This is a genomic window from Pedobacter gandavensis (assembly GCF_032678745.1).
Classification (GTDB): Bacteria; Bacteroidota; Bacteroidia; order Sphingobacteriales; family Sphingobacteriaceae; genus Pedobacter; species Pedobacter gandavensis_C.
The window spans coordinates 1,596,177-1,618,686 of record NZ_JAVTST010000001.1; the positions used below are offsets into that span (position 1 = coordinate 1,596,177).

General features: G+C 38.1%; 17 protein-coding genes. 6 read left to right on the forward strand and 11 right to left on the reverse strand.

Features of this window, described 5'->3' with window-relative positions; translation table 11 throughout:
- Nucleotides 1-26 precede the first annotated feature (26 nt).
- Genes asnB (R2S10_RS06535) through R2S10_RS06580 form a run of 10 tightly spaced genes read right to left on the reverse strand, consistent with a single transcriptional unit; the run spans nucleotide 27 to nucleotide 12,166 of the window.
- Nucleotides 27-1,871, reverse strand: coding sequence for an asparagine synthase (glutamine-hydrolyzing) (asnB, locus tag R2S10_RS06535; RefSeq protein WP_316839643.1), 1,845 nt, complete (start codon nucleotides 1,869-1,871; stop codon nucleotides 27-29).
- A gap of 51 nt (nucleotides 1,872-1,922) precedes the next feature.
- Nucleotides 1,923-3,032 (reverse strand): glycosyltransferase, encoded by a 1,110-nt coding sequence (locus R2S10_RS06540; protein ID WP_316839644.1) that lies wholly within the window; start codon nucleotides 3,030-3,032, stop codon nucleotides 1,923-1,925.
- Between the two features lie 34 nt (nucleotides 3,033-3,066).
- The gene (gene asnB, locus R2S10_RS06545) at nucleotides 3,067-4,911 is read right to left on the reverse strand and encodes an asparagine synthase (glutamine-hydrolyzing) (RefSeq protein WP_316839645.1); all 1,845 of its coding nucleotides are present in this window, start codon (nucleotides 4,909-4,911) and stop codon (nucleotides 3,067-3,069) included.
- A gap of 18 nt (nucleotides 4,912-4,929) precedes the next feature.
- The gene (locus R2S10_RS06550) at nucleotides 4,930-6,033 is read right to left on the reverse strand and encodes a glycosyltransferase (RefSeq protein WP_316839646.1); all 1,104 of its coding nucleotides are present in this window, start codon (nucleotides 6,031-6,033) and stop codon (nucleotides 4,930-4,932) included.
- A 2-nt stretch (nucleotides 6,034-6,035) separates the two neighbouring features.
- Nucleotides 6,036-6,632 carry a sugar transferase gene (locus R2S10_RS06555; RefSeq protein WP_316839647.1) on the reverse strand — a complete coding sequence of 199 codons (597 nt, stop codon included), beginning with the start codon at nucleotides 6,630-6,632 and terminating at the stop codon, nucleotides 6,036-6,038.
- Between the two features lie 34 nt (nucleotides 6,633-6,666).
- Nucleotides 6,667-7,341, reverse strand: a complete 675-nt coding sequence (locus tag R2S10_RS06560) for a methyltransferase domain-containing protein (RefSeq protein ID WP_316839648.1) — start codon at nucleotides 7,339-7,341, stop codon at nucleotides 6,667-6,669.
- A gap of 49 nt (nucleotides 7,342-7,390) precedes the next feature.
- Complete coding sequence (locus R2S10_RS06565) at nucleotides 7,391-8,491, reverse strand: glycosyltransferase (protein ID WP_316839649.1); 1,101 nt, start codon at nucleotides 8,489-8,491, stop codon at nucleotides 7,391-7,393.
- 20 nt (nucleotides 8,492-8,511) lie between these two features.
- Complete coding sequence (locus tag R2S10_RS06570) at nucleotides 8,512-9,375, reverse strand: glycosyltransferase family 2 protein (RefSeq protein ID WP_316839650.1); 864 nt, start codon at nucleotides 9,373-9,375, stop codon at nucleotides 8,512-8,514.
- 31 nt (nucleotides 9,376-9,406) lie between these two features.
- The gene (locus tag R2S10_RS06575) at nucleotides 9,407-10,867 is read right to left on the reverse strand and encodes a lipopolysaccharide biosynthesis protein (protein ID WP_316839651.1); all 1,461 of its coding nucleotides are present in this window, start codon (nucleotides 10,865-10,867) and stop codon (nucleotides 9,407-9,409) included.
- A gap of 6 nt (nucleotides 10,868-10,873) precedes the next feature.
- Entirely contained in the window at nucleotides 10,874-12,166 is a 1,293-nt protein-coding gene (locus R2S10_RS06580; protein ID WP_316839652.1) for a nucleotide sugar dehydrogenase, read from the reverse strand.
- Between the two features lie 709 nt (nucleotides 12,167-12,875).
- On the opposite strand from R2S10_RS06580, the gene R2S10_RS06585 reads away from it, so the two are divergent.
- The 3 genes from R2S10_RS06585 (at nucleotide 12,876) to R2S10_RS06595 (ending at nucleotide 19,336) form a co-directional block, all read left to right on the forward strand.
- Nucleotides 12,876-13,286, forward strand: coding sequence for a helix-turn-helix transcriptional regulator (locus R2S10_RS06585; RefSeq protein ID WP_316839653.1), 411 nt, complete (start codon nucleotides 12,876-12,878; stop codon nucleotides 13,284-13,286).
- Between the two features lie 244 nt (nucleotides 13,287-13,530).
- Entirely contained in the window at nucleotides 13,531-16,002 is a 2,472-nt protein-coding gene (locus R2S10_RS06590; RefSeq protein ID WP_316839654.1) for a transglycosylase domain-containing protein, read from the forward strand.
- A 202-nt stretch (nucleotides 16,003-16,204) separates the two neighbouring features.
- Nucleotides 16,205-19,336, forward strand: a complete 3,132-nt coding sequence (locus R2S10_RS06595; protein WP_316839655.1) for a basic secretory protein-like protein — start codon at nucleotides 16,205-16,207, stop codon at nucleotides 19,334-19,336.
- A gap of 72 nt (nucleotides 19,337-19,408) precedes the next feature.
- Here R2S10_RS06595 and R2S10_RS06600 read toward each other — a convergent pair whose 3' ends face one another.
- Nucleotides 19,409-19,759, reverse strand: a complete 351-nt coding sequence (locus tag R2S10_RS06600) for a GIY-YIG nuclease family protein (protein WP_316839656.1) — start codon at nucleotides 19,757-19,759, stop codon at nucleotides 19,409-19,411.
- Nucleotides 19,760-19,893: 134 nt separating this feature from the next.
- Here R2S10_RS06600 and R2S10_RS06605 point away from each other — a divergent pair, with 134 nt between their 5' ends.
- The 3 genes from R2S10_RS06605 to bioD all read left to right on the forward strand — a co-directional run bounded on the left by R2S10_RS06605 (nucleotide 19,894) and on the right by bioD (nucleotide 22,501).
- Nucleotides 19,894-20,670 carry an XRE family transcriptional regulator gene (locus tag R2S10_RS06605; RefSeq protein ID WP_316839657.1) on the forward strand — a complete coding sequence of 259 codons (777 nt, stop codon included), beginning with the start codon at nucleotides 19,894-19,896 and terminating at the stop codon, nucleotides 20,668-20,670.
- A gap of 93 nt (nucleotides 20,671-20,763) precedes the next feature.
- On the forward strand, nucleotides 20,764-21,888 hold the full coding sequence (locus tag R2S10_RS06610; RefSeq protein WP_316839658.1) for an 8-amino-7-oxononanoate synthase: 1,125 nt from the start codon (nucleotides 20,764-20,766) through the stop codon (nucleotides 21,886-21,888).
- A 1-nt stretch (nucleotide 21,889) separates the two neighbouring features.
- On the forward strand, nucleotides 21,890-22,501 hold the full coding sequence (gene bioD / locus R2S10_RS06615; protein ID WP_316839659.1) for a dethiobiotin synthase: 612 nt from the start codon (nucleotides 21,890-21,892) through the stop codon (nucleotides 22,499-22,501).
- The last annotated feature ends 9 nt before the right edge of the window (nucleotides 22,502-22,510 follow it).

Genomic DNA, 22,510 nt, shown 5'->3' on the forward strand with positions numbered 1-22,510 from the left:
AGCATATTAATTTGCAGATAGAATATCTACTTACTGTAGCATCCTTTAAACCAGACTTCCAGCCCAAACACACAAAAAAGGATTTTGGCTCTCCTTTCATCAGAGATTTGAATTTTAAATTCAAGTAGGTCTTCTATAAAGCGCTTTTTAATAATATTGGCATATAATGGATTTGGGGCAAGTAGATAATCGCTAATGATGTTTTTCAATTCTCCATTAACCCAGGTTTTCAATGGAATCTCAAATCCTCTTTTGGGCTGGTTGATGAGTTCAGTTGGTAAATATTTCAAAGAGAGGTCGCGTAATATAGATTTGGTAGTGATTTTATTGATTCTGCAACGATCGGGTAAACCTGGTGCAAACTCCAGAATCTCTTTTGACAAAAATGGACTTCTTCCTTCCAGAGAATGGGCCATGGTGGCGATATCCATTTTAGGAAGCAGTCTACTGAACAACATGGATTGAAAATCTGTCAGGATGATTTTTTTTAAGGGAGATATTGGCAATTGATTAATGAGCAGAAGATCATTAGAGATTTCCTTCATTAGGGGCTTTTGCAGAAACTGATCTTCAAAACCAACCAACAAATCACAGGATGCAGAGTTGTAAACCTTTAGAAGATCGGTGTAGCTAGCCATTTTTAACAATCGGTACAAATAATTGTAATTGCTTTGTTTTTCATTTGCAATCGGCAAAACCCGGGCAAGCATCCTTGCAGCGGTAGTACTTACCTTACCGGAATTAAAGAAATCAAAGTGCTTAAAAGGAACATAACGTCGGTACCCTGCAAACAATTCATCTGCACCATCCCCATTTAAAACTACGGTAATGTGTTTTTTTGCTTCTTTTGCAACGTAGTAACTGGGAATGGCAGAATTATCACAATTGGGTTCTCCATGGTTGATCAATATCTTTTCAATGTCTTTTTGCAAATCTGTAAAGGAGATGTCTACTACCGTATGGTTTGTAGCATACTTCATCGCTACTTTTTCAGCCAATGCAGATTCATCATAACTCCCTTCTACCCGAACAGTAAAGGTTTTTAAACGATGCGTATGTGCGGCAGCAATTGCCGTAACCAATCCGCTGTCTATTCCCCCGCTTAAAAATGAACCTACATCCAGATCTGAACTATCAATCCTCCTTTTCACAGCCAGCTGCAGATTCAGATCCAGTTGTTCAATCGTTTCCTGATTACTCAGTTGATGCTCATTTTGATAAAAGGAAGAGATATCAAACCACGTTACCTTTTTAGATACATTAGTCCGGGTATCGATCTCCAGGTAAGTACCATTCTCCAACTCGGAGACCCGATGATAAGGGGTAGACTGTCTATAATGATAACCCAGATAGAGATAATCTGCAATTGAAGCGTAGTCAATTTCCGGACGAACTACTTTAAACAGTACATTCAATTCAGAGGAAAACACACATTGTATTTCATTCTTATATATGAATAGTGGTTTCTTTCCTGCACGATCTCTGGCCAGGAAGAGTTTTTTATTGTTCGAATCATATAAGGCAAATGCAAACATTCCATCAAACTCGGTTAACATCTGCATCCCAATGCGTTCATACAACATCAAAATAGTCTTGGTATCTGAATTTGAAGGATCAACTAAACCATACTTTACCCTAATCTCCTGATGATTGTAGATTTCTCCGTTAAATACAATGCTAAGTCCATTGTGGCGCATCGGCTGCTGTCCCAACTCAGTTAGCTCTTGAATGGCAAGTCTGGTATGGTATAATTGTAAATTATCCTGTTGAATATGATGTTGTTCATCAGGTCCACGATGAAACAGTTCGCGAAATATCTCGTCATCATGCTGACTGGAATTAAAATTTAGTGTCCCAAATATTCCGCACATTTTTCCTGAGTTTTATAAGTGAATTGATTGATGTCTTCCGCCTCACGAAGGTTAGCGCGGCAATAATTCTGGTAAAGGGCTGACCTTACCTTTGGAGAACTGATTAACTAAAGACAACCAGTCTTGCATTACCTTTTCTTCTGAAAAATTCTGCTCAATGTGTTTGCGTCCATTTTGACCTAAAGCATTACGCTCCTCTACAGACATTTTCATGATGCGCATCATTTTTTCAGCGAGTGCAGCTTCATCGCCCTGCTTAAATAAAAATCCACAATGGATGCTTTCAAGTAATTCCTGAATTCCATCAACAGAAGAAGCGATGATCGGTTTTTCATAGGCCATGGCCTCTAACACCGCATTCGGCATCCCCTCTAAAAAGGAAGAAAGTACAAATCCATCTGCCGCTGACAGAAAAGGAGCAGTTTCGGTTTTTAAACCCAGGATGCGCACATGATGCGCAATCCCCAATGCTTCAACGACCTCCAAAGGCCATTTCTGGTCAAATAAATTACCCAAAACATCTATTCTAAAGGGATAATTCTTTAATAAAGCTATTGCTTTAAATAAAGTCATATAATCCTTTTCAGGTACAAAATGAGCCATGGTAATCCAAACAAAGGGTTTGTTACCTATAATTTTAGCAGGCCGAATCTGGCTACTTGCTGGAATAGATATGGCATTATTTACCACCAGACCTTGTTTTTTGACCAGCTTTTTCTGTTCGAAATTTGATCTTGATTTATATGAGTTGTAGACCACAATATCATCCCAACCAGCAGTCAGTTTAAATGGTAGATACCATTTATTGGAAATCACCGGAGTACGTATCGAGGAAATCAGGCTAAAGCCAAAGCACATTTTAAGAAAGCGGGCAAAAATAATCGCGATAAACATAAAAGCAATCACTATATCCGGATTAAACATTCTCAGCTCTTTAAAGAGCCTTGAAATATTTGAAAAGGGATGTTGCATCCAGTTTTTTAAAAAAATCACTTCTAGCCCCTCTTCTTTGAAATCGATGTTAAAGTCATTGATTGGTTTCAATGATATGATCTTGACCTCATAGGATTCAGACCTTAGAAATCTGGCGATCTTCAGCATTTGCGTCTCTGCCCCCCCTTTACGCAAACCAGAAACCATAAATAAGACTTTGGTGTTCATAGAATTTTTGAGCTAGAATTACTGAATTATGCGATTAAAGTGCCTCAAGATTAGACAATACCGGTTTTTTACGCTGTTTATTCAGCCATTGAGAAAGCACTAATAATTTCCATATTTCCGGATACCGGTTCCATTTACCACTCATATGCTCATCGATGATCACCAATGTTCGGTTCACATCAATGCCTGGGATATTTTCTAATGCTTTTTTCGATAGTTTATCCAAAACGTATTCCTTCAGTTCTGTACGAAACCAATTTTTAAAGGGCATGGTAAAGCCTGATTTTGGTCGATCAAAATAGGTTGCAGGTAGATGTTCAAAAAGCAAATCCTTTAAAATACGTTTCTGATTATTCACCTGATATTTGAAATGAGTTGGAAGAGTTCTTGAAAACTCAATAACCCTATAGTCCATTAACGGTGAACGTGATTCTAAAGAAAAGGCCATAGATGCCCGATCCACTTTAGTATTAATATCACCATTCAAATAAGTCTTAATGTCGAAATCGGAAATACGCTCTAACATGGGCTTGGAAGCATGGATTAGCTGCTGCATGTGGGGACTTTCGAAGGCTAAACTTCGATTTAAAATCCAGGAATCTTCCATGCTTCCGAGTAATTTTACATATAGGCTTTCTATTTCTGGCATAGAAATGCCCATAGCGATCAGTTTATAACGGTAATTAGAGGAATGATTTAACAATGCGGCGATATTTCTCCGCATTGGAGATGGCAATTTGAATATCCACTGCACTTTATCAATCCACCTATACCGGTGATAACCGAGAAAGGCCTCATCACCAGCATCACCACTTAAGGCAACTGTGACGTGCTTTCTGGTATATTTACTAAGTAACATCGAGGGAATTGCGCTAGAATCCGCGAATGGTTCATCATAATATTTTGATACATTCTCAATCAAATTGATCCCCTCTTCATAATTACATGGTATGGTATGATGTTCCGTACCCAGATGCCTGGCGACCTTCTCCGCATACACGCTTTCATCAAAACCTACCTCATTAAATTTTATAGAAAAGGTCTTTAAATTACTGACCTGTTTTGAGGCTATGGCTGAAACCAGGGAAGAATCTATGCCTCCGGATAAAAAAACGCCCAATGGTACATCGGCAAACATTCTGATCCTTACTGCATCATCCAATAGCGCTGATAATTCATCTTTAGCATCCTGATAACTACCTATAAATTTATTATTCCAGTTGTAATCTAAATCCCAATATTTATAGAGCTGAAGATCGCCCTGCTGTAAATCATATTTAAAATAATGACCAGCGGAAAGTTTTTTAACTTCCATATAGATGGAACTGGGCTCCGGAATGTAATTCCAGACTAAATAAGAAGCTATAGCAGTCTCATCAATAGTCAAATCATTCTCTATGTCGATTTGTGATGGCTGACTTGCAAATTCAAAAGACTTACCCGAGTGCCTGTAATAAAATGGCTTCTTTCCTAAACGATCTCTCGCACCAAACAATTCATTCTTTAAAGTATCATAAATTACAAAGGCAAACATGCCATTGAAATGTTGGAGACACTCCACACCATATTCCAAATAAGCCGCACAAATTACTTCAGTATCTGAACTGGTTTGAAATTGATATTTCCGGACTTCCAGTTCCTTTTTTATACTTTGATAATTGTAAATCTCTCCATTAAAGACAATGTGAAGATGGAGATAGGAAAACGGCTGATTAGAACGCGCATCCAGATCAATAATTGCTAATCTATTATGTGCAAACAGCACACTTTCATACCTTTTTATTCCGGTATAATCTGGTCCCCGGAAACTAATCCTTTCCATCTTTTCCCGAATGACGTCATCGGAGTAAGACAAAGTTGTACCGTATATTCCACACATAATGTTAGGCTTTAATTATTATTGGATTAATTGCTCATATTTGGCACTGATTAGCCCTAAGGCATATTTCTGATAAACGTTTTGCTTAATTTCCAGTGCATTCCAGGTATTTACTTCACAAGCAGAAATTACGCTATCCTTAAATCCCTGAAAATCATCCTGCTCCACAACATAACCATTGAATCCATTGACAATCAGACCTGGTATTCCACTCACTTTAAAAGTGACTACCGGAAGTCCAACATTAAGTGCTTCCAATACTACATTTGGAAATCCTTCAGTATAAGAGCTAAGTACCATCAGATCATGATGTAACATCACTTCCTGGATATTGCTGATTTGCCCTAAAAACTCAACCCTTGAGGTTAATCCCAATTCTTTTACTTTCTGAATGATTTCGTCTTTTAGAGCACCAATCCCTACCAGACTCAAATGATAGTTTTCAGGTAAGCTTGCTAAAATACCGATCAACCTATCCAATCCTTTTTCTAAAGCGAAACGTGCAACCACCAATAGTTTATAAACTTTGCTCCGTTTTCTCAGTGCTTTTACTTTTGGTGTTTGAAGCACTGGATTTCCAATTACGGTGATCTGATCAGGATTAACGCCATAGGTATTGACTAGACTTTGTTTCATTTCCTCCGATTGGCAGACAATATATTTATAACCCTTATAGCTGATTCCAGCGAAATGCTCATAAAAACGATATTTAAAACCTTCATACAAGCGTTGTTCATGAGGAATATTTGATGCCCGAGCCACCAATACCGGAATCTTTAAAAACCGACCGACAAGGGACACTAAAATATTGATATGGTCTGTAGTAGAAAAAACGGCATAAGGCTGTTCTCTTTTCAAAACCGAATAAAGAGAGAAAAATGATCTGGAGGCCTTTTTTGTCTTAAGATCGATAAATTTGACCTCATCCAGGTCCATTGAAAAGCAATTGACACTGGCATCCAATATCACAATTGTGACCTCATATTTATGCTTATCAAATCCCTGGGCAAGGTTCCAAAACACACGTTCTGAACCTCCAGATGCCAGTGAACTTAACACAAAAAACACTTTCCTTTTTGATATAGGCGCTAGACGAACAGCTTCCTTTTCTGCAACAATCATAACTAGTTGAGCATAATCTTGTTAATCGTTAACCATATTACTTTAAAGTCACCAGCCAGGTTATTGTCGTTGATGTATCTCATATTTTGATGAATTCTTGTTGGTATGATTTTCTCTATGTAATAAGTCTCTGGATCTGCTCCTTTGTCCAATAGCTCATGCTCATTGGAAAATTCCAGGGAAGCCCAGTCTATAATACCTGGTTTAACTGACAAAATCTTCAATTGTTCATCATTATACAGGTTTACATATTTCCTAAGCTCAGGTCGAGGACCTACCAAACTCATATTCCCCCTTAAAACATTCAATAACTGAGGCAATTGATCCAATTTGTATCTGATTAAAACCGCCCCAAGCTTAGTTACCCTAGAATCAGGATTCTCTGATGTTGGTATATTTTGATCTATAAGCTGAACAGACATGGTTCGAAATTTATAAAGGTTAAAATCCAACATATTTTTCCCAACCCGAATTTGACGATAAAATACCCCGCCTTTAGAATCCATATGAATTAGTACACTAATTCCGAGGAGAACTGGAGACAGCAGGATTACTCCAATGGTAGCAAACACCAGATCGAAAGCACGTTTAGAATTCATAATTGATGATTTAATTAGGGAATTATTAAATAGCTTATTTGGTAGCAACACCTATTATAATATACCTCCATTTTTGAGGAATCATCCAGTCAAAATATTTATCCAGCTTTCCTAATAGAATCCGCTGGCGTTCATTTCTACCTAAGCAACCGAAAAAACCAACTGTGGTATAACGTACATGACTAAAAGAGGAGAAAACAAAATCCAGATCGTCTAATTTTAAATAATTCCAATCTTTTGTACCAAACCAGCACCTTAAGATTTTATGAAAAATCGAGGCAGATAAGTTTTCAGCAAACAACAATTTCCCGCCGGGCTTAAGAGAGTTATGGATCTGATTAATAGTCTTAATTTTGACCTCCCTGCCATCTCCTGGAATCCCTCCAAGAATAGACTTAAATGTGATAAAATCAAAATGATCATCATATGGAATATTCGTTGCATCTATTGCTTCATAGGCGATGTAGGGCTGACAATTATATTTATGATGGATTTTTTTTGTCTTTTCATCTGGTAGTTTCAAATTAGAACAAACCACTCGATTTTTATTTAAAGCCAACCATAAGGAGATCCCTCCACCATATGCTCCCAATTCCAGGCATTTATAATCACGCTGCTTAAAATGCCCAGATTCTTCCCAAAAAGGGATCGCTCTTGACCAATTTTCAGTGTCCCATCCTATAACATCACGTCTTAGACATTTCTCCATAATAAATTTATTTGGCAAGCACTCCTGAATAGATTCGGATCAATAAGTGCTAGATTGGGTTAAAAATTAAACTGCCCCAGTTGGCTGAAATATTTTTTACTGAGTTCGTTTTCTTAATCAATTGCGCTTTACAAGAGATTTTTTTTCGAAGACCAGGATCTGTCATTAATTTATTGATAGCTCCTGTGAGTTCCTGTTGATTGAAGTTTTCAACCAAAATACCGTTTACTTCGTGTTCTATAATTTCTGCCGGACCAAATTCACAATCAACAGCGATACAGGCACATCCGAAACTCATCGCTTCTATTAAAGCATTTGGGTAACCTTCATTTCTTGATGACAATACAAACAACTCAGCCTGGTGGTAATAATCCTGCAAGTTATCCTTAGCCCCCAATAATTTAACGCGGCCTACTAGATTTAACTTTTCAATCTGCAATTGCAATTTTTCGTATTCGCTTCCATCACCAACAATAATCAGATCAAGATGATCGGCATCTACCTTGCTAAAGGCATCTATTAATAAATCAAAACCTTTAATATGATTGAGTCTGCCTACGCCAAGAATAAAAGCCCTGTCGTTTACTTGCTGATCAGATGGTTTGGGAAATATGTGTATTGGGTTTCTAATAATCTTAAAATTGTTCAGCGCTTTATAGGATTCATTTCTTTTGATACAATCCGCGATACCAGTCGCCGGAACCACAATTGCCTTAGAATTTCGGTAGATCAAGAATGATAGCTTTCTAAAAAAATAGTTAAAGGAATTGATGGTGCGATCTGGCATGGTACGCTCAGACACTACAAAAGGTACACTGGTTAAACTACAGGCCAAGCCTGTCCACAGATTTGCTGCTGTCATAAAAGAAACCACACAATCCGGTTTTTCTTTAAGAAGCAAGACGATTAACCTGAAATATATTAATCCTGCATACCTGATCCTATTCCAAATATGCTCAGTAGCTCTCTCTTTCAAAAGGTTAATCTGCGTAATTTTTGCTGAAATTTTAAATGCAGGCTCAGCTTCATTGAGACAAACCATAAATACATTAAAACCTTGCTTACTGAACTCATTGGCCAAAATAGAAATGACTCTTTCTGCCCCACCCCCTTGAAGGTTATTGATCACAAAAAATAACTTTTTTTCCATTTTTTCTAAGCGTATGAATTCTAAAAGATGGTTTTTATAGTACTAAATGCCTCCTGAAAACTGCGTTCCTTCACTTCAAACAAAAAGTACTTTTTTAAATAAAGGCCAAATAACCTGAGTTTTTGATTCCAGGAATAGTTAAAAATGTTTATGATCAGATACAGATCTTTCAACTCCTTTTGCCTAACATCCCTGGGTTTTAATGAACTCCAGATCCCACCAGCATGTAGGCGGTAACAGCTCATCGTTTCTGGCAGTATATAAATACCTTTGCCAGATACAAACGTGGTATAAAGCTTAATGAATTTATCCGGAGCATTGCATTTTAAAAACCAGTCGGCAGTATACATTTTCTTGATCTCTGCCGAATTCCTGAATACTATAGTCAAAGTGGAGATCTCTGTATTATTCTCGGTCATGACATCATCAAAAGAATAAACGAGTGGCTTCGGGTTAAAATTCAAATAGTGAATTTCATTATTTTCAGAGATCCGTTTGGAATAATGTCCGCACATCACAAATGCTTCATTTTCTTCTAAAAAATCCACCTGTTTTTGCAATTTCAAGGGATCTGTCCAGTAATCATCTCCGTCACATATGGCTATATATTTCCCTCTAACTGCTTTAAAAACGCGGACAGCATTGTTATTTGCCCCCACATTGGTTGGAGAAGTAATTATTCTGATCTTATCGGGGTATCTGGAAACATAATCATTCAGGATTTCTCTGGTATGATCGGTAGAGCAATCCTCTCCGATAATAATCTCTACCGAGAAATTTGTTTTCTGCATCACAAACCCTTCAACTGCCTGCTTAATATATTTCTCATGATTATAGGTTAAGCAACAAATACTAACCATAATCTGCTGATCGGTTGTTTCCATATTTCATAATTAAATCCAGCTTCTTAAAGCTTTATGTTGGAGATGTGGTAGAGAGTCTTTTCTGAATTAATTGTTTAAAATCAACGATTGCAGATAGTTTAAAGAGAAAGCATACTGCGAAATAACAGATGAAATAGCTAAGTCCTAAAAGCAGAATCCTAAATAAATCGTCAAAACCAATGCTCACTAGGAATTGATCCAGAAAAAAAACAGCGAGCCCTATAAAACCTGAGATCAATAAGGTGGGTAAAATATCCTCTACTTGTTTTAGGAATGGATAATTGATAAACCTGGCACTATATATAGAATTGATGTAAAAAGCGAAAAAACTAAAAAATAACTGAAAATAAAGAAGCCCATATATACCGAAGGGAAACACACAAACAATCCCTATCACACACAATACTTTTTTAATAATTTCGAGTTTTAAAAATAAATTGGTCTGCCCTTTTACCTTCAATATATTCAAGTTATACGCATGTATTGGATACATTACCCCTGCAATGCATAGAATTTGAAAGTAAGGAACCGCCGGCAACCATTTTTCTGTTAATACCAATCTGAACAAAGGCTCGGCGATCACCGCCAAGGCCACCAAAGTTGGGGCCATCCAGAAAAGTACTTGAAGCATTATTTTCTTATAAACATTTAAAAGCTGTTCCGCATCATCAGCAATTTTAACGAACATTGGAAATGTGACCTTATTAATGGCTGATGAAATGATCCCAATTGGAAGCTGGCTAATTGAATCTGCTCTGGAATAAAATCCCAGTTGAGCAGGAGCATAAAACCTACCGATAAGGATTGCATAAATATTTTGGTATAACTTATCTATCAAGCCGGATAAGGTGAGCTTATAACCGTAATTAAAATGAGATTTAAAGCTTGTTTTATCAAATAAAAGGATAGGTCGCCAGCTGGAACAATACCAATGTAGGACTGTAGAAATCAACGAATTAAACAAGCTCATCCATACCAGACTCCAAACGCCATAACCTAGTTTTGCTAAAACAACACCTAAAATTCCACCACCTAAAACAGATGGAATCTGAATCATGGTCATTGTTTTGAATTTCATCTCCTTCACCAACAGCGTTTGCTGAATCCCAAAAAATGCATTGATGATTAAAGCCAGCCCATAAACCCGGACCACATTGCTAAGTATCGGTTGATGATAAAAGGAGGCAATCAAAGGAGCTGTTAAGTATAAAAGCAGATAAACTGCAACACTCCCCATTAGATTAAAATAAAATACAGTGGAACAATCCTTCTGACTCACCTCCGGAGTTCGAATCAAGGAAGAGGTCAGCCCACTATCTAACAGAGAATTACCAACAGCAATAAAAACATAGAGCATGGCTATTAAACCAAATTCTGCCGGTGATAGGATTCTGGCTAATAAAATCGTGATAAAAAAGCTGATAAACTTGGAGCTTAATTCCTGGCCTATTGACCAAAGTACCCCATAAATTGTTTTTCCTTCTAGATCCATTGCCTTTTATAATCGGAAATCGACTGATTCATTCGGAAGTAATGATTTAATATCATACACTACCGTGTTTTTTTTGCACAAACTTGGAAGATCAATGCTTTTAAATTCCTGATGAGCCACTGCCAATAATATCCCGTCGTACTTTCTGGTTTTAGACTCCCCATTCTCACAGATAATTCCGTATTCATGCTCGGCATGAGCAACATTAGCCCAAGGGTCATGAACGGTCACATCTACACTGTATTCTTTTAAGCGGTTGATGATATCGATGACTTTAGTATTCCTCACATCAGGACAATTCTCTTTGAAAGTGAACCCCAACACCAATACCTTAGCATTTATAATATGTGTGTTTTTCTGAATCATTTGTTTGATCAGTTGGTCTGCTACATAAGCGCCCATACCGTCATTTACCCTTCGTCCGGCTAAAATAATCTCTGGATGATAGCCAGCCTCTTGTGCTTTCTGAGCCAGGTAATAAGGATCTACTCCAATACAATGCCCACCAACCAATCCAGGTCTGAAGTTTAAAAAATTCCACTTGGTACTTGCGGCGTCTAAAACCTCATTGGTATTAATACCCAAACGATTGAAAATCATCGCCAACTCATTTACAAAAGCAATATTGATATCCCGTTGCGCGTTTTCAATAATTTTAGCAGCCTCTGCAACTTTGATACAGGATGCCTTATGAGTACCTGCCACAATAATAGATTTATACAACTCATCTACCAATTCTGCCACATGAGGCGTAGAACCTGAGGTAATTTTTAAAATGGTTGCTACGGTATGGCTTTTATCCCCTGGATTAATCCTTTCCGGAGAATATCCGGCAAAAAAATCCACATTAAATTCAAGACCTGAGGTTTTAGCTAAAACGGGTACACATTCATCCTCTGTAACACCAGGGTAAACGGTAGATTCGTAAATTACAATATCCCCAGGTTTAAGTACCCCGCCTACCGTGATGCTCGCATTAATTAATGGCATTAAGTTAGGTCTGTTATTCTTATCTACCGGGGTAGGTACGGTAACGATAAAAACGGTACAGCTTTTTATTTTATCAGTATCATCAGTACAATACAAGCCCTTTGCCGAAGTACAATCTCTGGTCAATACCTGATTTAACAACTCAGATTCAATTTCAAGTGTATGATCAATTCCTGAATTCAATTCAGAAATACGCGTTACATTTATATCATACCCTATAACCTTATATTTCTTTGCAAATTCTACAGCCAATGGCAGCCCGACATACCCAAGGCCTATAATTCCAATTTTAGTGCTAGAGTCTAACATATTAAAGGTTTGATTAGTGAATCACAAAAATGATTTTGGAAATTGCTTACATTAAAAAAGAATATTGCCGAGCAGCTTAGAAGATGAAGCTCATGCGCTATTACATTTCAAAATTTTAGCTTAAGTAGAAAGATAAACTGATTTGAATGGGACATTTTACAGCTTCGCTACATCAGTTACAGGAGCTGATTTTGAGCTAAATTTTCCGAGAAACATCCCCCCCACCTCCACGCTTATTAAATTGTTCAGCTAATTGTTCAGTCGATTTTAATTGCAACTAGCCTTTTTTGAAAAAACACCTTTTTAATGGGCGATTTCATAGAATAAAGCTAGGTAATAAATTTCAAGAAAATATTGAAGAGCTGTGAGTTGTAATATTATTGTATAACTTACACAGTACACTTTACAAAACTGTAAAAATTAAACCTCAATAGTACACGGGAAATTCCCCATACTTACACAGTCACCACAATTACTAATTTATGGAGAGGCTCTACATAAAAATATAAGAAAGTACTGAACACTTCATTTATAGTCAAAATTGAGGAATTAAGTAATTATCACAGAGGTTAATAACTTAAATCAGCATGTAAACACAAAATTTGTTTAATTGGTATCATTTTTTCATAGTATAAGTAAGATCAGCACATCCCTCTGATCAGGTATATTTTCAAAATAGTATTACTTACTTCTAAACTATTAGCAAACTATGACACCTAATAAAGGAGATGTGATCGAACGTATAGTACGTAAAAAGATCGGAATTAGCGAACTTTCCAGAAGGCTGCATGTGAGCAGAACAGCCATTTACAATTGGTTTGAGTATGGCCAGATCAATCTGGAAACCATTTGTAAAATTGGACAAGCAATAGATTATGATTTCACCAATGAATTCCCAGAGGAATTTGCAAATGCTGAAAACTTAAAAAGCAATCCCCTCATTGCTAACAAAGGGCGACAAAACGAAGAGGACCATAGTGCAATAGATTATTGGATGAACAAATACATCACTCTTTTGGAAAAGTATAACGATTTATTGATCGACCTTAACTATCCGAATTCTAAAGCAAATTTAAACCACCAAAATCAAGAGGTCACGGACTATCTTAATGCTGGGTAAAGCGCTGATCAAAATACTGACAATTTGTGCCCAATAATGTTTAACGCCCAGTATTCGGAAATGGTATCCCATTATTCCAGGCAATATTTTGCCACTTTTACAAGCTCCTTTACAACCCGGATACACCAGAAACGCTTTTAAACAACAAATAAGAACATTCGCAATTTTTTTACGTTAATTTGCGTTAGCAATTTTAACATTATTTAACACGAACTGTTTTACGTTTTTTTTGATCTTTACCCACATGTTTAAAGAAATTCGCAATAAGTATATTCGCTATATTAGCATATTCCTATATTGCATCATTATATTCTTTTGTGCTTTACAGCTCAACTTTTTATGGCTATTCGGCTACTCCCCATCTTATAAAGACATCAAAGCACCCACACAAAGTGTAGGCTCGGAACTGTATACAGCTGATGGAAAACTGATTGGCCGTTATTATAAAGAAAACCGGACTCCAGTAAGCTTTAAAGAGATTTCACCTAGTGTAGTGAATGCTTTAATCGCGACAGAAGACGTTCGTTTTTATAGCCATATGGGAATAGATTTCCGCTCTCTTCTATCCAGCGGGATTTCTACAGCTACCGGCGACAAACGTGGCGCAAGTACCATCACACAACAACTTGCAAAAAACCTTTACCGAACCCGATACAACAAATCACAAGGGGTCATTAAACATATCCCGGTTGTCCGTACCATTGTATCCAAATTAAAAGAATGGATGACCGCAGTAAAGCTGGAAGCCAATTATTCTAAAAATGACATCATCACGATGTACCTCAATACCGTTTCTTTTGGAAACAATGCCTTCGGTATAAAAACCGCTTCAAGAGTCTATTTTGATAAAGGTGCGAATGAACTTCAAGTACCAGAATCTGCACTGTTGGTTGGAATGCTGAAAGGGACTTCGATTTACAACCCGGTAAGAAATCCTGAAAAAGCCCTGGAACGCAGAAATGTGGTACTGGCTCAGATGAATAAATACAATTACATTACTAAAGAGGAATTAAACGCCTACAAAAACACGCCTATCAAACTGAAAGAAGGCAGTATCGATGATGGAAGTGATGGTGACTCCTATCTACGTGCAGCAGTAGACAAGTACCTTGAAAAATGGGCAGATGACAATAACTACGACTTATATGAGGATGGTTTAAAGATCTACACCACTATTGATTCCAAACTGCAGAAATATGCAGAAGAGGCGGTTGCAGATCAAATGAAAATCATTCAGAAAAGATTCTACAGTGTTTGGGGTAATGAAGATCCATGGCAGGATTCAGAAAAGAAAAAAGTAGACTATCCGGATCGAGCCATGCGCAAATTGCCCATCTATGCCTTACTGGAGAAAAAATACAGCAATACCCCAGATTCTATAAAAGCCTATTTCGACAAAAAGAAAAAGATGAAAATCTTCACCTGGAAAGGCGATCGTGACACCCTATTCTCTACCATGGACTCTATCCGTTATTACGGAAAAATCATGAATGCAGGAATGATGACCATGGATCCTTTCAGTGGAAAAATTAAAGTTTGGGTAGGTGGTATTGACCATAAGTTTTTCAAATACGACCACGTTAACCAAAGTAAAAGACAAGCAGGTTCAACCTTTAAGCCTTTTGCCTACCTGGCTGCGCTAGAAGCAGGAATGAGTCCTTGTGATAAATTTACAGATAAGCCTGTAAAAATCGCCTATCAGGAAAAAGGGAAAACCGAATACTGGGAACCAAAAAATGCAGACTGGAATTATAGTTACAGAGAAATGTCCCTACGATGGGCAATGGGTAAATCTGTAAATACTATTACGGCACAGGTTACTGAAGCTGTGGGTGCAGACAATGTAGTGAAATGGGCAAAAGAATGTGGCATTGAAAGTCCATTACAAGCGGTACCATCCGTTAGCCTTGGTCCAAATGATGTGTCCGTTTATGAAATGGTAAGGGCTTATAGCACTTTCCTAAATGAAGGCGTAAGAACAGATCCAATTTTAGTGGAGAAAATTACCGATCAAGACGACAATCTAATTGAAGACTTTAAGGCGAAAACAAAAAGAGTGCTTTCTGAAGAGATTGCATGGTTGATGTTATATATGCTTCGTGGAGGTATGGAAGAACCGGGTGGAACTTCTCAGGCGCTTTGGGAATGGGATCTTTGGAAAAAAGGAAACCAGATTGGTGGAAAAACAGGAACTTCTTCTGACTATGTGGATGCCTGGTACATGGGCGTAACTAAAGATCTGGTAACTGGTGTTTGGGTAGGTTGCGATGAACGTACTGCTCACTTTAACAACGGAGCAACCGGAGAAGGTTCAAGAACCGCATTGCCTATCTTTGCCAAATTCATGGAAAAAGTATACCATGACCCTAGTACAGGCTATACCTACGGTCCTTTCCCGAAAGCAAAAGTAAAAATCACCAGAGAGATTAACTGCCCAAGTCCAAGGATAAGAGTAGATACAACTGCGACCGATAGTCTTGCTGTAGATTCTACCAGTATGGAAGTACCAATAGCGGAAGACCAACAACCGATAGTAAAGGAAGAGGACATCATCAAAACTGAGGATAAAAAAATCCCTGAACCAGTAAAACAACCCGCTGCTGAAGCTCCATTAACCAGAAAAGAAAAAAGAGAGCAGAGAAAGAAAGAACGTGAAGAAGAAAAAGAGAAAGAACGCATCAAAAAAGAACAGGAAAAAGCTAAACCGGCTAAGTAAAAGGAACTAAACTCCCTTTTATCGGTACCATCTTTAAGAATAGCGGATTTCGCTTTTAAAAAATGTCTTATAAAATAAGCGGAATTACCGGCCTATTTTATAAGACATTTTTGTATAAATTTAACCAGAACAAAAACGTAATCAGCATATGAATCTAAACACTACCCTTTTTAGACGATTGTTTCCCCTTTTGATTATTCTTATGATATCCGCAACTACTGTCCAGGCCCAGGTTTTCGGACAAAATATTGTACGTTATAAAAACGAAAAATTCAAAGTATTGCAAACTCCACATTTTGAGATTTATTACTACCTCAAAAATGAAAAGATGGTAAAGAAATTCGCTGAAGATGCAGAAACCTGGTATAAAATGCATCAGGAAATATTCAAAGACACCTTCATAAAAAGAAACCCTATCATTCTTTACAATAACCACCCGGACTTCCAAACCACCACTGCATTGAGCGGAGGAATTGGAATTGGAACTGGCGGGGTAACCGAAGCATTTAAGAATCGGGTGATCATGCCGGTTATGGAACTAAATAACCAAACCCGTCATGTATTGGGACATGAACTGGTACATGCCTTTCAATACCGCCTATTATTAGAAAAGGATTCGATAGGTCTTGAAAACATCAGCAATACCCCATTGTGGATGGTAGAGGGAATGGCTGAATACTTATCTATTGGAAAAACAGATGCCTTCACTTCCATGTGGATGAGAGATGCCATGCTCAACAGGGATATCCCTTCCCTAAAAGACCTGACTAATTCCAACAAGTACTTTCCTTACCGTTATGGCCAGGCTTTCTGGACTTTCGTTGGCTCTGTTTATGGAGATACAACCATTGTTCCCTTATTTAAAGCTACCGCGAAATATGGCTATGAAAATGGTTTAAAATATACTTTTGGATATGATGACCGTACGCTTTCTGGCCTATGGAAAAATGCAATCGAAGCGCATTACCGTCCGATGCTAAAGCCAGACAGTTCTCAGATCAAGATTACAGGTACAAAAATCGTAGACAACAAAAATGCGGGCAATATGAATGTGGCTCCAGCCATTAGTCCAAATGGACAATACCTTGCCTTTTTATCAGAAAAAGACCTGTTTGGAATTGACCTCTTTCTCGCTGATGCAAAAACAGGGAAAATCATTAGAAAATTGAGTAGCCAGGTTTCTAATTCTCATATCGACGACTTTAACTTTTTAGAATCCGCAGGCACCTGGTCCCCAGACAGTAAACAGTTTGCCTTTAGTATTTTTAGTAAGGGAAGAAATCAATTGATGATCATTGATGTGGCTTCCGGAAAAGTCATCCTCCACGAACCTATGGGAGCTGTTGCTCAATTTGGAAATCTTTCCTGGGCAGCCAATGGCGATGATATCGCGTTCTCAGGCATGGTGGAAGGTCAAAGTGATATATTCTCCTATAACCTGAAAACAAAACAGGTAAGCCAAATCACCAATGATAGCTATTCCGATTATGCACCAAACTATGCAACTGACGGGAAAAAGATTGTTTTCTCTTCGGATAGAGTATCCATGGCAGAAAAAAGCAACAATGCGGTACATCCACTCAACCTTACGGTATATGATATAGATAGCAAAACACTTTCTAACATCCCCGTGTTTCCAGGAGCTAATAATTTAAATGCCCAATTTTCCGGAGACAGCAAAAAAATCTACTTCCTTTCGAATAGAGACGGTTTCAGAAATATGTATGAATACACAATTGCAGATCAAAAACTGCAACAGCTGACCGATTATTTTACGGGTATCAGTGGAATCACAGAGTTCTCTCCTGCCATGAGTGTTTCCAAAAATGATGACATTGTATATAGCTATTATCGTTCACAGCGCTATACCCTATACCACTCTCCCCGTCAAAATTTCAGAGCAAAACCTGTCGATGCAAATGCAGTAAACTTTGACGCAGCAGTACTTCCTCCGGTAGAAAGTACTGGCGTAGACATCGTGAACAGCAACCTTGCGAACTTCGAGCGTTTTGAAAAAACCATTACTGATTCCATGAAACTAGTGCCCTATAAACCTAAATTTAAATTGGATTACCTGGCCAATAGTGGTGGCGTAGGCGTCTCTACCAGTAGATTTGGAACGGGAGTACAAGGAGGTATCTCTGGCAGATTTAGTGATATTCTTGGCAAAAACCAAATCATCGCCAACCTTTCCATCAATGGTGATGTTAAAGATTTCGGAGGCTTAGTAGGCTATATCAATCAGGCCAGTAGAATTAACTGGGGAGCAGCAATCTCCCACGTTCCTTATGTAACTGGATATAGAGATATTGTTCCGGAACAGATTGATGGACAGGATGGAAAACTGGATGTCATTAATGACAGAACCAATATCATTCGTACTTTTGAAGAACAAGTGCAATTATTTAGTGCTTATCCTTTCAATAAAGTTCATCGCTTTGAATTAGGCGGAAGTTTATCACGCTATAGCTACCGTGTAGATCGCTTCAACAATTACTATGAAAATATCAATGGATATCCAGGAGGCTATATTGGTTCCGACAGAACAAAAGCAAATACAGCTCAAGCAGCACAGGAATTAGGCTTCTCTTTGAACTCCTTCACCATCATGCAAGTCAATGCTTCAATTGTGGGAGATAACTCTGTGATGGGACTTGCTGCCCCGCTTGATGGCTTTAGATATCGCCTTGGTGTGGAACAGTATTTTGGAGATTATGAGTTTTATGCAGTAGCAGTAGACATCAGAAAATACTTACGCCTTAAACCTTTCACACTTGCTGCAAGAACGTTCAACTATTTCAGAGTAGGAAAAGAAGGAGAAAGATTGTATCCTTTATATGCAGGTTACCCCTACCTCATCAGGGGATATGAAGCAAATTCCTTCTATAAAAGCCGCAATTCCAGCAATGGTGATTTTGACATCAACCAACTTTCAGGAAGTAAAATGGCCGTCTTTAATTTCGAGATTCGCCTACCTTTTACCGGACCTAAGAAATTAGCACAAATCCCTTCGACACTATTATTTTCCGATCTGAACTTATTCTTTGATGCCGGATTAGCCTGGAATCAAGGTAATAAAGTAGTCTTCAAAAGTCAACCCAGCTACCAGATTGAACCTGCTAAAGATGGCCAGGGCAATCCCATTGTAGATCAAGATGGCAATCCGATTCTTACCCAGGTAACTAATGAACGTGTACCCGCACTGAGTGTTGGAATTTCCCTCAGGGTCAATGTATTTGGTTACTTTGTGTTAGAACCATACTACGCCTTCCCACTGCAACGAAAAGATGCCAAATCCGGTGTATTTGGACTAACATTCGCTCCCGGCTGGTAAGGCCCCATGAAAAAGGAACACCTTAACCAAAACCACAAGGTGTTCCTTTTTTAACTATAGCAAGCTACAATCTTAAGACAAAGTCTGAAAAGGCAATGCCACCTGATTAACCAGCGGCTTACTGCTAAGAATGTGTTCAAAATCCAATCCAATGGTTAAATCAACCCAATTTGGATTACAAGACCTCACCATCCGTTCTTTTTGCATCCTTGTAAAACGACTGATGACTTTAAACCTTCCCAATGCCTGGGCCTCAGTCTTGAACTCTTCGAAATATACTAACCTCGTGAGTTGTTGCCCACAATCAAAAAACAGATTCGGCATCTGTTTATAAAAAGCAAGTGTTTTAATCAAATCAGAACTCATTCCAACATGTAAACTCTTGCGGTTTCTATCGGTTACGATATATACAAATTTCTTCATGACTGTAGGTTTTAATGATACAAACTAATTTAGTTAGTATAGCTATTTGGTATTCAAATAAATATTACTAACTTTATTGGTACAATAATACTAACTAATTTAGTAAAAACAAATAAATACTAAACTTTTATTTTATGTCAAACATCTCCCCTAATCTAAAATACCTAAGAAAGAAAAAAGGCCTCACACAGCAACAATTCGCTGATGCTATGGGAATTAAGAGATCACTCGTTGGTGCTTATGAAGAAGACCGGGCAGAACCAAAATACGATTTACTAAAAAAAATAGCAGAATACTACGAACTCACTATAGACGAATTTATTAACGAAAACATCAATGATAACTGGAAACCGAAGCTAAAAAGTCAGGGATCTAATCTAAGGATACTCAGTATCTCGGTAGATAAAGACGATAAAGAGAATATAGAAATGGTTCCGGTAAAGGCAAGTGCAGGTTACCTGAATGGATTTGCTGATCCCGAATACATCAAAGATCTACCAAAGTTTCAGTTACCACTACCCTTCTTAAAACAAGGCACATTCAGAGCTTTTGAAATCTTAGGAGATTCCATGCTGCCTATCCAATCCGGCAGTATCATCCTTGCCGAATATCTGGACAACTGGAATGATGTTAAAGTGGGAGAAACCTATATTGTCATCAGTAAAAATGAAGGCGTGGTTTACAAAAGAGCAGGCAATAAATTTAAAGAGAACAAAGAATTAAAGCTAATATCAGACAATAAACTTTACGAGCCTTACACCATTCCTTCAGATGAGATCCTGGAAATATGGAAGGCCAAAGCCTTTATTTCCTCTACACTTCCCGACCCTACACCAGAAAATAGCATTGAAACCCTGAGCAGCATGATGGCACAAATGCAGAAATCAATATCTCAGCTCAATAAAAACTAAAATACTGCTCAAAAAGCATTAAAAAAACTAAAACATTGGCATAAATTAAAAATAAAGAAAGCAGGTTCATCCTGCTTTCTTTATTTTTGGGCAATGAATAAGACCTGGCAGTTTATACTACACAAGTTACAGGATAGAAAAGAAAAAGGATCATTAAGAAAATTATCCAGTATACCTTATCCTATCGACTTTTGCTCTAATGACTATCTGGGATTCTCCAGATCAGTCCTACTGCAACAAAACATAGCAGATACCCTCAGCCAGATTCCACATTCTCCTATTGGTTCCGGTGGTTCCAGACTACTCAGTGGTAACCATTCCTATACAGAAGAAACCGAAGCTTTTATTGCTGATTTTCATCAAGCAGAAAGCGGATTGATCTTTAACTCCGGTTACGATGCAAACGTTGGACTGATTTCTAGTTTAGCGCAGCGTGGAGATACCATCATATCCGATGAACTCATACACGCCAGTCTGATTGATGGCGCACGCCTTAGTCACGCCAACCGATATACCTTTAAGCATAATAATATCGAAGCCCTCGAAGCCAAACTCAAATTGGCTACCGGCAATATTTATGTACTCGTAGAAAGCGTGTATTCTATGGATGGGGATCTTGCGCCGCTCCTGGAAATTAATGCCTGCTGCAAGAAATATGATGCCAATCTAATCGTAGATGAAGCACATGCCCTGGGCGTTTTCGGTCTTTACGGAAATGGAAGAGTACAGGAACTTGGCCTGGAAAAAGAAGTATTTGCGAGAGTGGTCACTTTTGGAAAAGCACTCGGTTGTCATGGTGCAATTGTTTTAGGAAATGCCCCCTTAAGAGAATACCTACTCAATTATGCCCGATCCTTTATTTATACTACTGCTGCGCCGCTCCATAGCATCGTAAGCATAAACTGCGCCTATCAATTGCTTGCTTCAGCAGACCATACCCCATGGCTTCAGCAAACAATCATGCAGTATAGCAACGCGCTGAAATCAGCAGGCTACAGAGGACTTACCAGTACAAGTACCATTCAAACCATCCGGTACCAAAGCAATACAGCCGCAAAAAATGCTGCAGAAAGCTTACAACAAAAAGGATTTGATATACGTGCAATTGTTAGTCCGACAGTTCCCATAGGAACAGAGAGATTAAGAATCTGCTTACACATCTATAATACAGAAGAAGAAATTAACGCCCTGATTCAATCGTTGGTCTTATTAAAATAACATGAATAACAGATATTTCATTACTGGAATTGGCACAGGCATCGGAAAAACGATTGTCAGTGCTATTCTTACTCAAAAACTCCAGGCAGATTACTGGAAACCAATTCAATCAGGAGATTTAGACCAGAGCGATAGCTTATCGATCCAAAACCTGATCAGCAATACAAAAACAATCATCCATCCAGAGCAATACAAGCTAAGCAGGCCTTTATCGCCGCATTTATCGGCCAGATTGGATGGAATAGAAATTAATGCTCAGGCATTAGTCCTACCCAAAACAGATAACCACCTGGTGATTGAAGGTGCAGGAGGACTGATGGTTCCAATTAATGAAAAGGAATTGATCATGGACATGATCCCCGTATTAAATGCCAAAGTGATTGTAGTTTCACAGAATTACCTAGGTAGCATTAACCATACTTTACTAACGCTGGAGGTATTGAAATCAAAAGGAATCCAAGTGGAGGGAATTATTTTCAATGGGGAGGAGAATCAAGAATCCGAAAGCTATATCGCAAACTACAGCGGTATCCCTTTACTTGGGAAAATACCGAAACTAACCTATTTAGATTCAAAATCTATTGCCGAAGCTGGTCAATTTATTCAGCTTTAAAAAATACAA

What these genes read in the sequence shown, in the direction of transcription:
- asnB (WP_316839643.1), bottom strand. Translation starts at nt 1,871, where the DNA reads ATGTGCGGAATATTTGGGACACTAAATTTTAATTCCAGTCAGCATGAT.
- R2S10_RS06540 (WP_316839644.1), bottom strand. Translation starts at nt 3,032, where the DNA reads ATGAACACCAAAGTCTTATTTATGGTTTCTGGTTTGCGTAAAGGGGGG.
- asnB (WP_316839645.1), bottom strand. Translation starts at nt 4,911, where the DNA reads ATGTGTGGAATATACGGTACAACTTTGTCTTACTCCGATGACGTCATT.
- R2S10_RS06550 (WP_316839646.1), bottom strand. Translation starts at nt 6,033, where the DNA reads ATGATTGTTGCAGAAAAGGAAGCTGTTCGTCTAGCGCCTATATCAAAA.
- R2S10_RS06555 (WP_316839647.1), bottom strand. Translation starts at nt 6,632, where the DNA reads ATGAATTCTAAACGTGCTTTCGATCTGGTGTTTGCTACCATTGGAGTA.
- R2S10_RS06560 (WP_316839648.1), bottom strand. Translation starts at nt 7,341, where the DNA reads ATGGAGAAATGTCTAAGACGTGATGTTATAGGATGGGACACTGAAAAT.
- R2S10_RS06565 (WP_316839649.1), bottom strand. Translation starts at nt 8,491, where the DNA reads ATGGAAAAAAAGTTATTTTTTGTGATCAATAACCTTCAAGGGGGTGGG.
- R2S10_RS06570 (WP_316839650.1), bottom strand. Translation starts at nt 9,375, where the DNA reads ATGGAAACAACCGATCAGCAGATTATGGTTAGTATTTGTTGCTTAACC.
- R2S10_RS06575 (WP_316839651.1), bottom strand. Translation starts at nt 10,867, where the DNA reads ATGGATCTAGAAGGAAAAACAATTTATGGGGTACTTTGGTCAATAGGC.
- R2S10_RS06580 (WP_316839652.1), bottom strand. Translation starts at nt 12,166, where the DNA reads ATGTTAGACTCTAGCACTAAAATTGGAATTATAGGCCTTGGGTATGTC.
- R2S10_RS06585 (WP_316839653.1), top strand. Translation starts at nt 12,876, where the DNA reads ATGACACCTAATAAAGGAGATGTGATCGAACGTATAGTACGTAAAAAG.
- R2S10_RS06590 (WP_316839654.1), top strand. Translation starts at nt 13,531, where the DNA reads ATGTTTAAAGAAATTCGCAATAAGTATATTCGCTATATTAGCATATTC.
- R2S10_RS06595 (WP_316839655.1), top strand. Translation starts at nt 16,205, where the DNA reads ATGATATCCGCAACTACTGTCCAGGCCCAGGTTTTCGGACAAAATATT.
- R2S10_RS06600 (WP_316839656.1), bottom strand. Translation starts at nt 19,759, where the DNA reads ATGAAGAAATTTGTATATATCGTAACCGATAGAAACCGCAAGAGTTTA.
- R2S10_RS06605 (WP_316839657.1), top strand. Translation starts at nt 19,894, where the DNA reads ATGTCAAACATCTCCCCTAATCTAAAATACCTAAGAAAGAAAAAAGGC.
- R2S10_RS06610 (WP_316839658.1), top strand. Translation starts at nt 20,764, where the DNA reads ATGAATAAGACCTGGCAGTTTATACTACACAAGTTACAGGATAGAAAA.
- bioD (WP_316839659.1), top strand. Translation starts at nt 21,890, where the DNA reads ATGAATAACAGATATTTCATTACTGGAATTGGCACAGGCATCGGAAAA.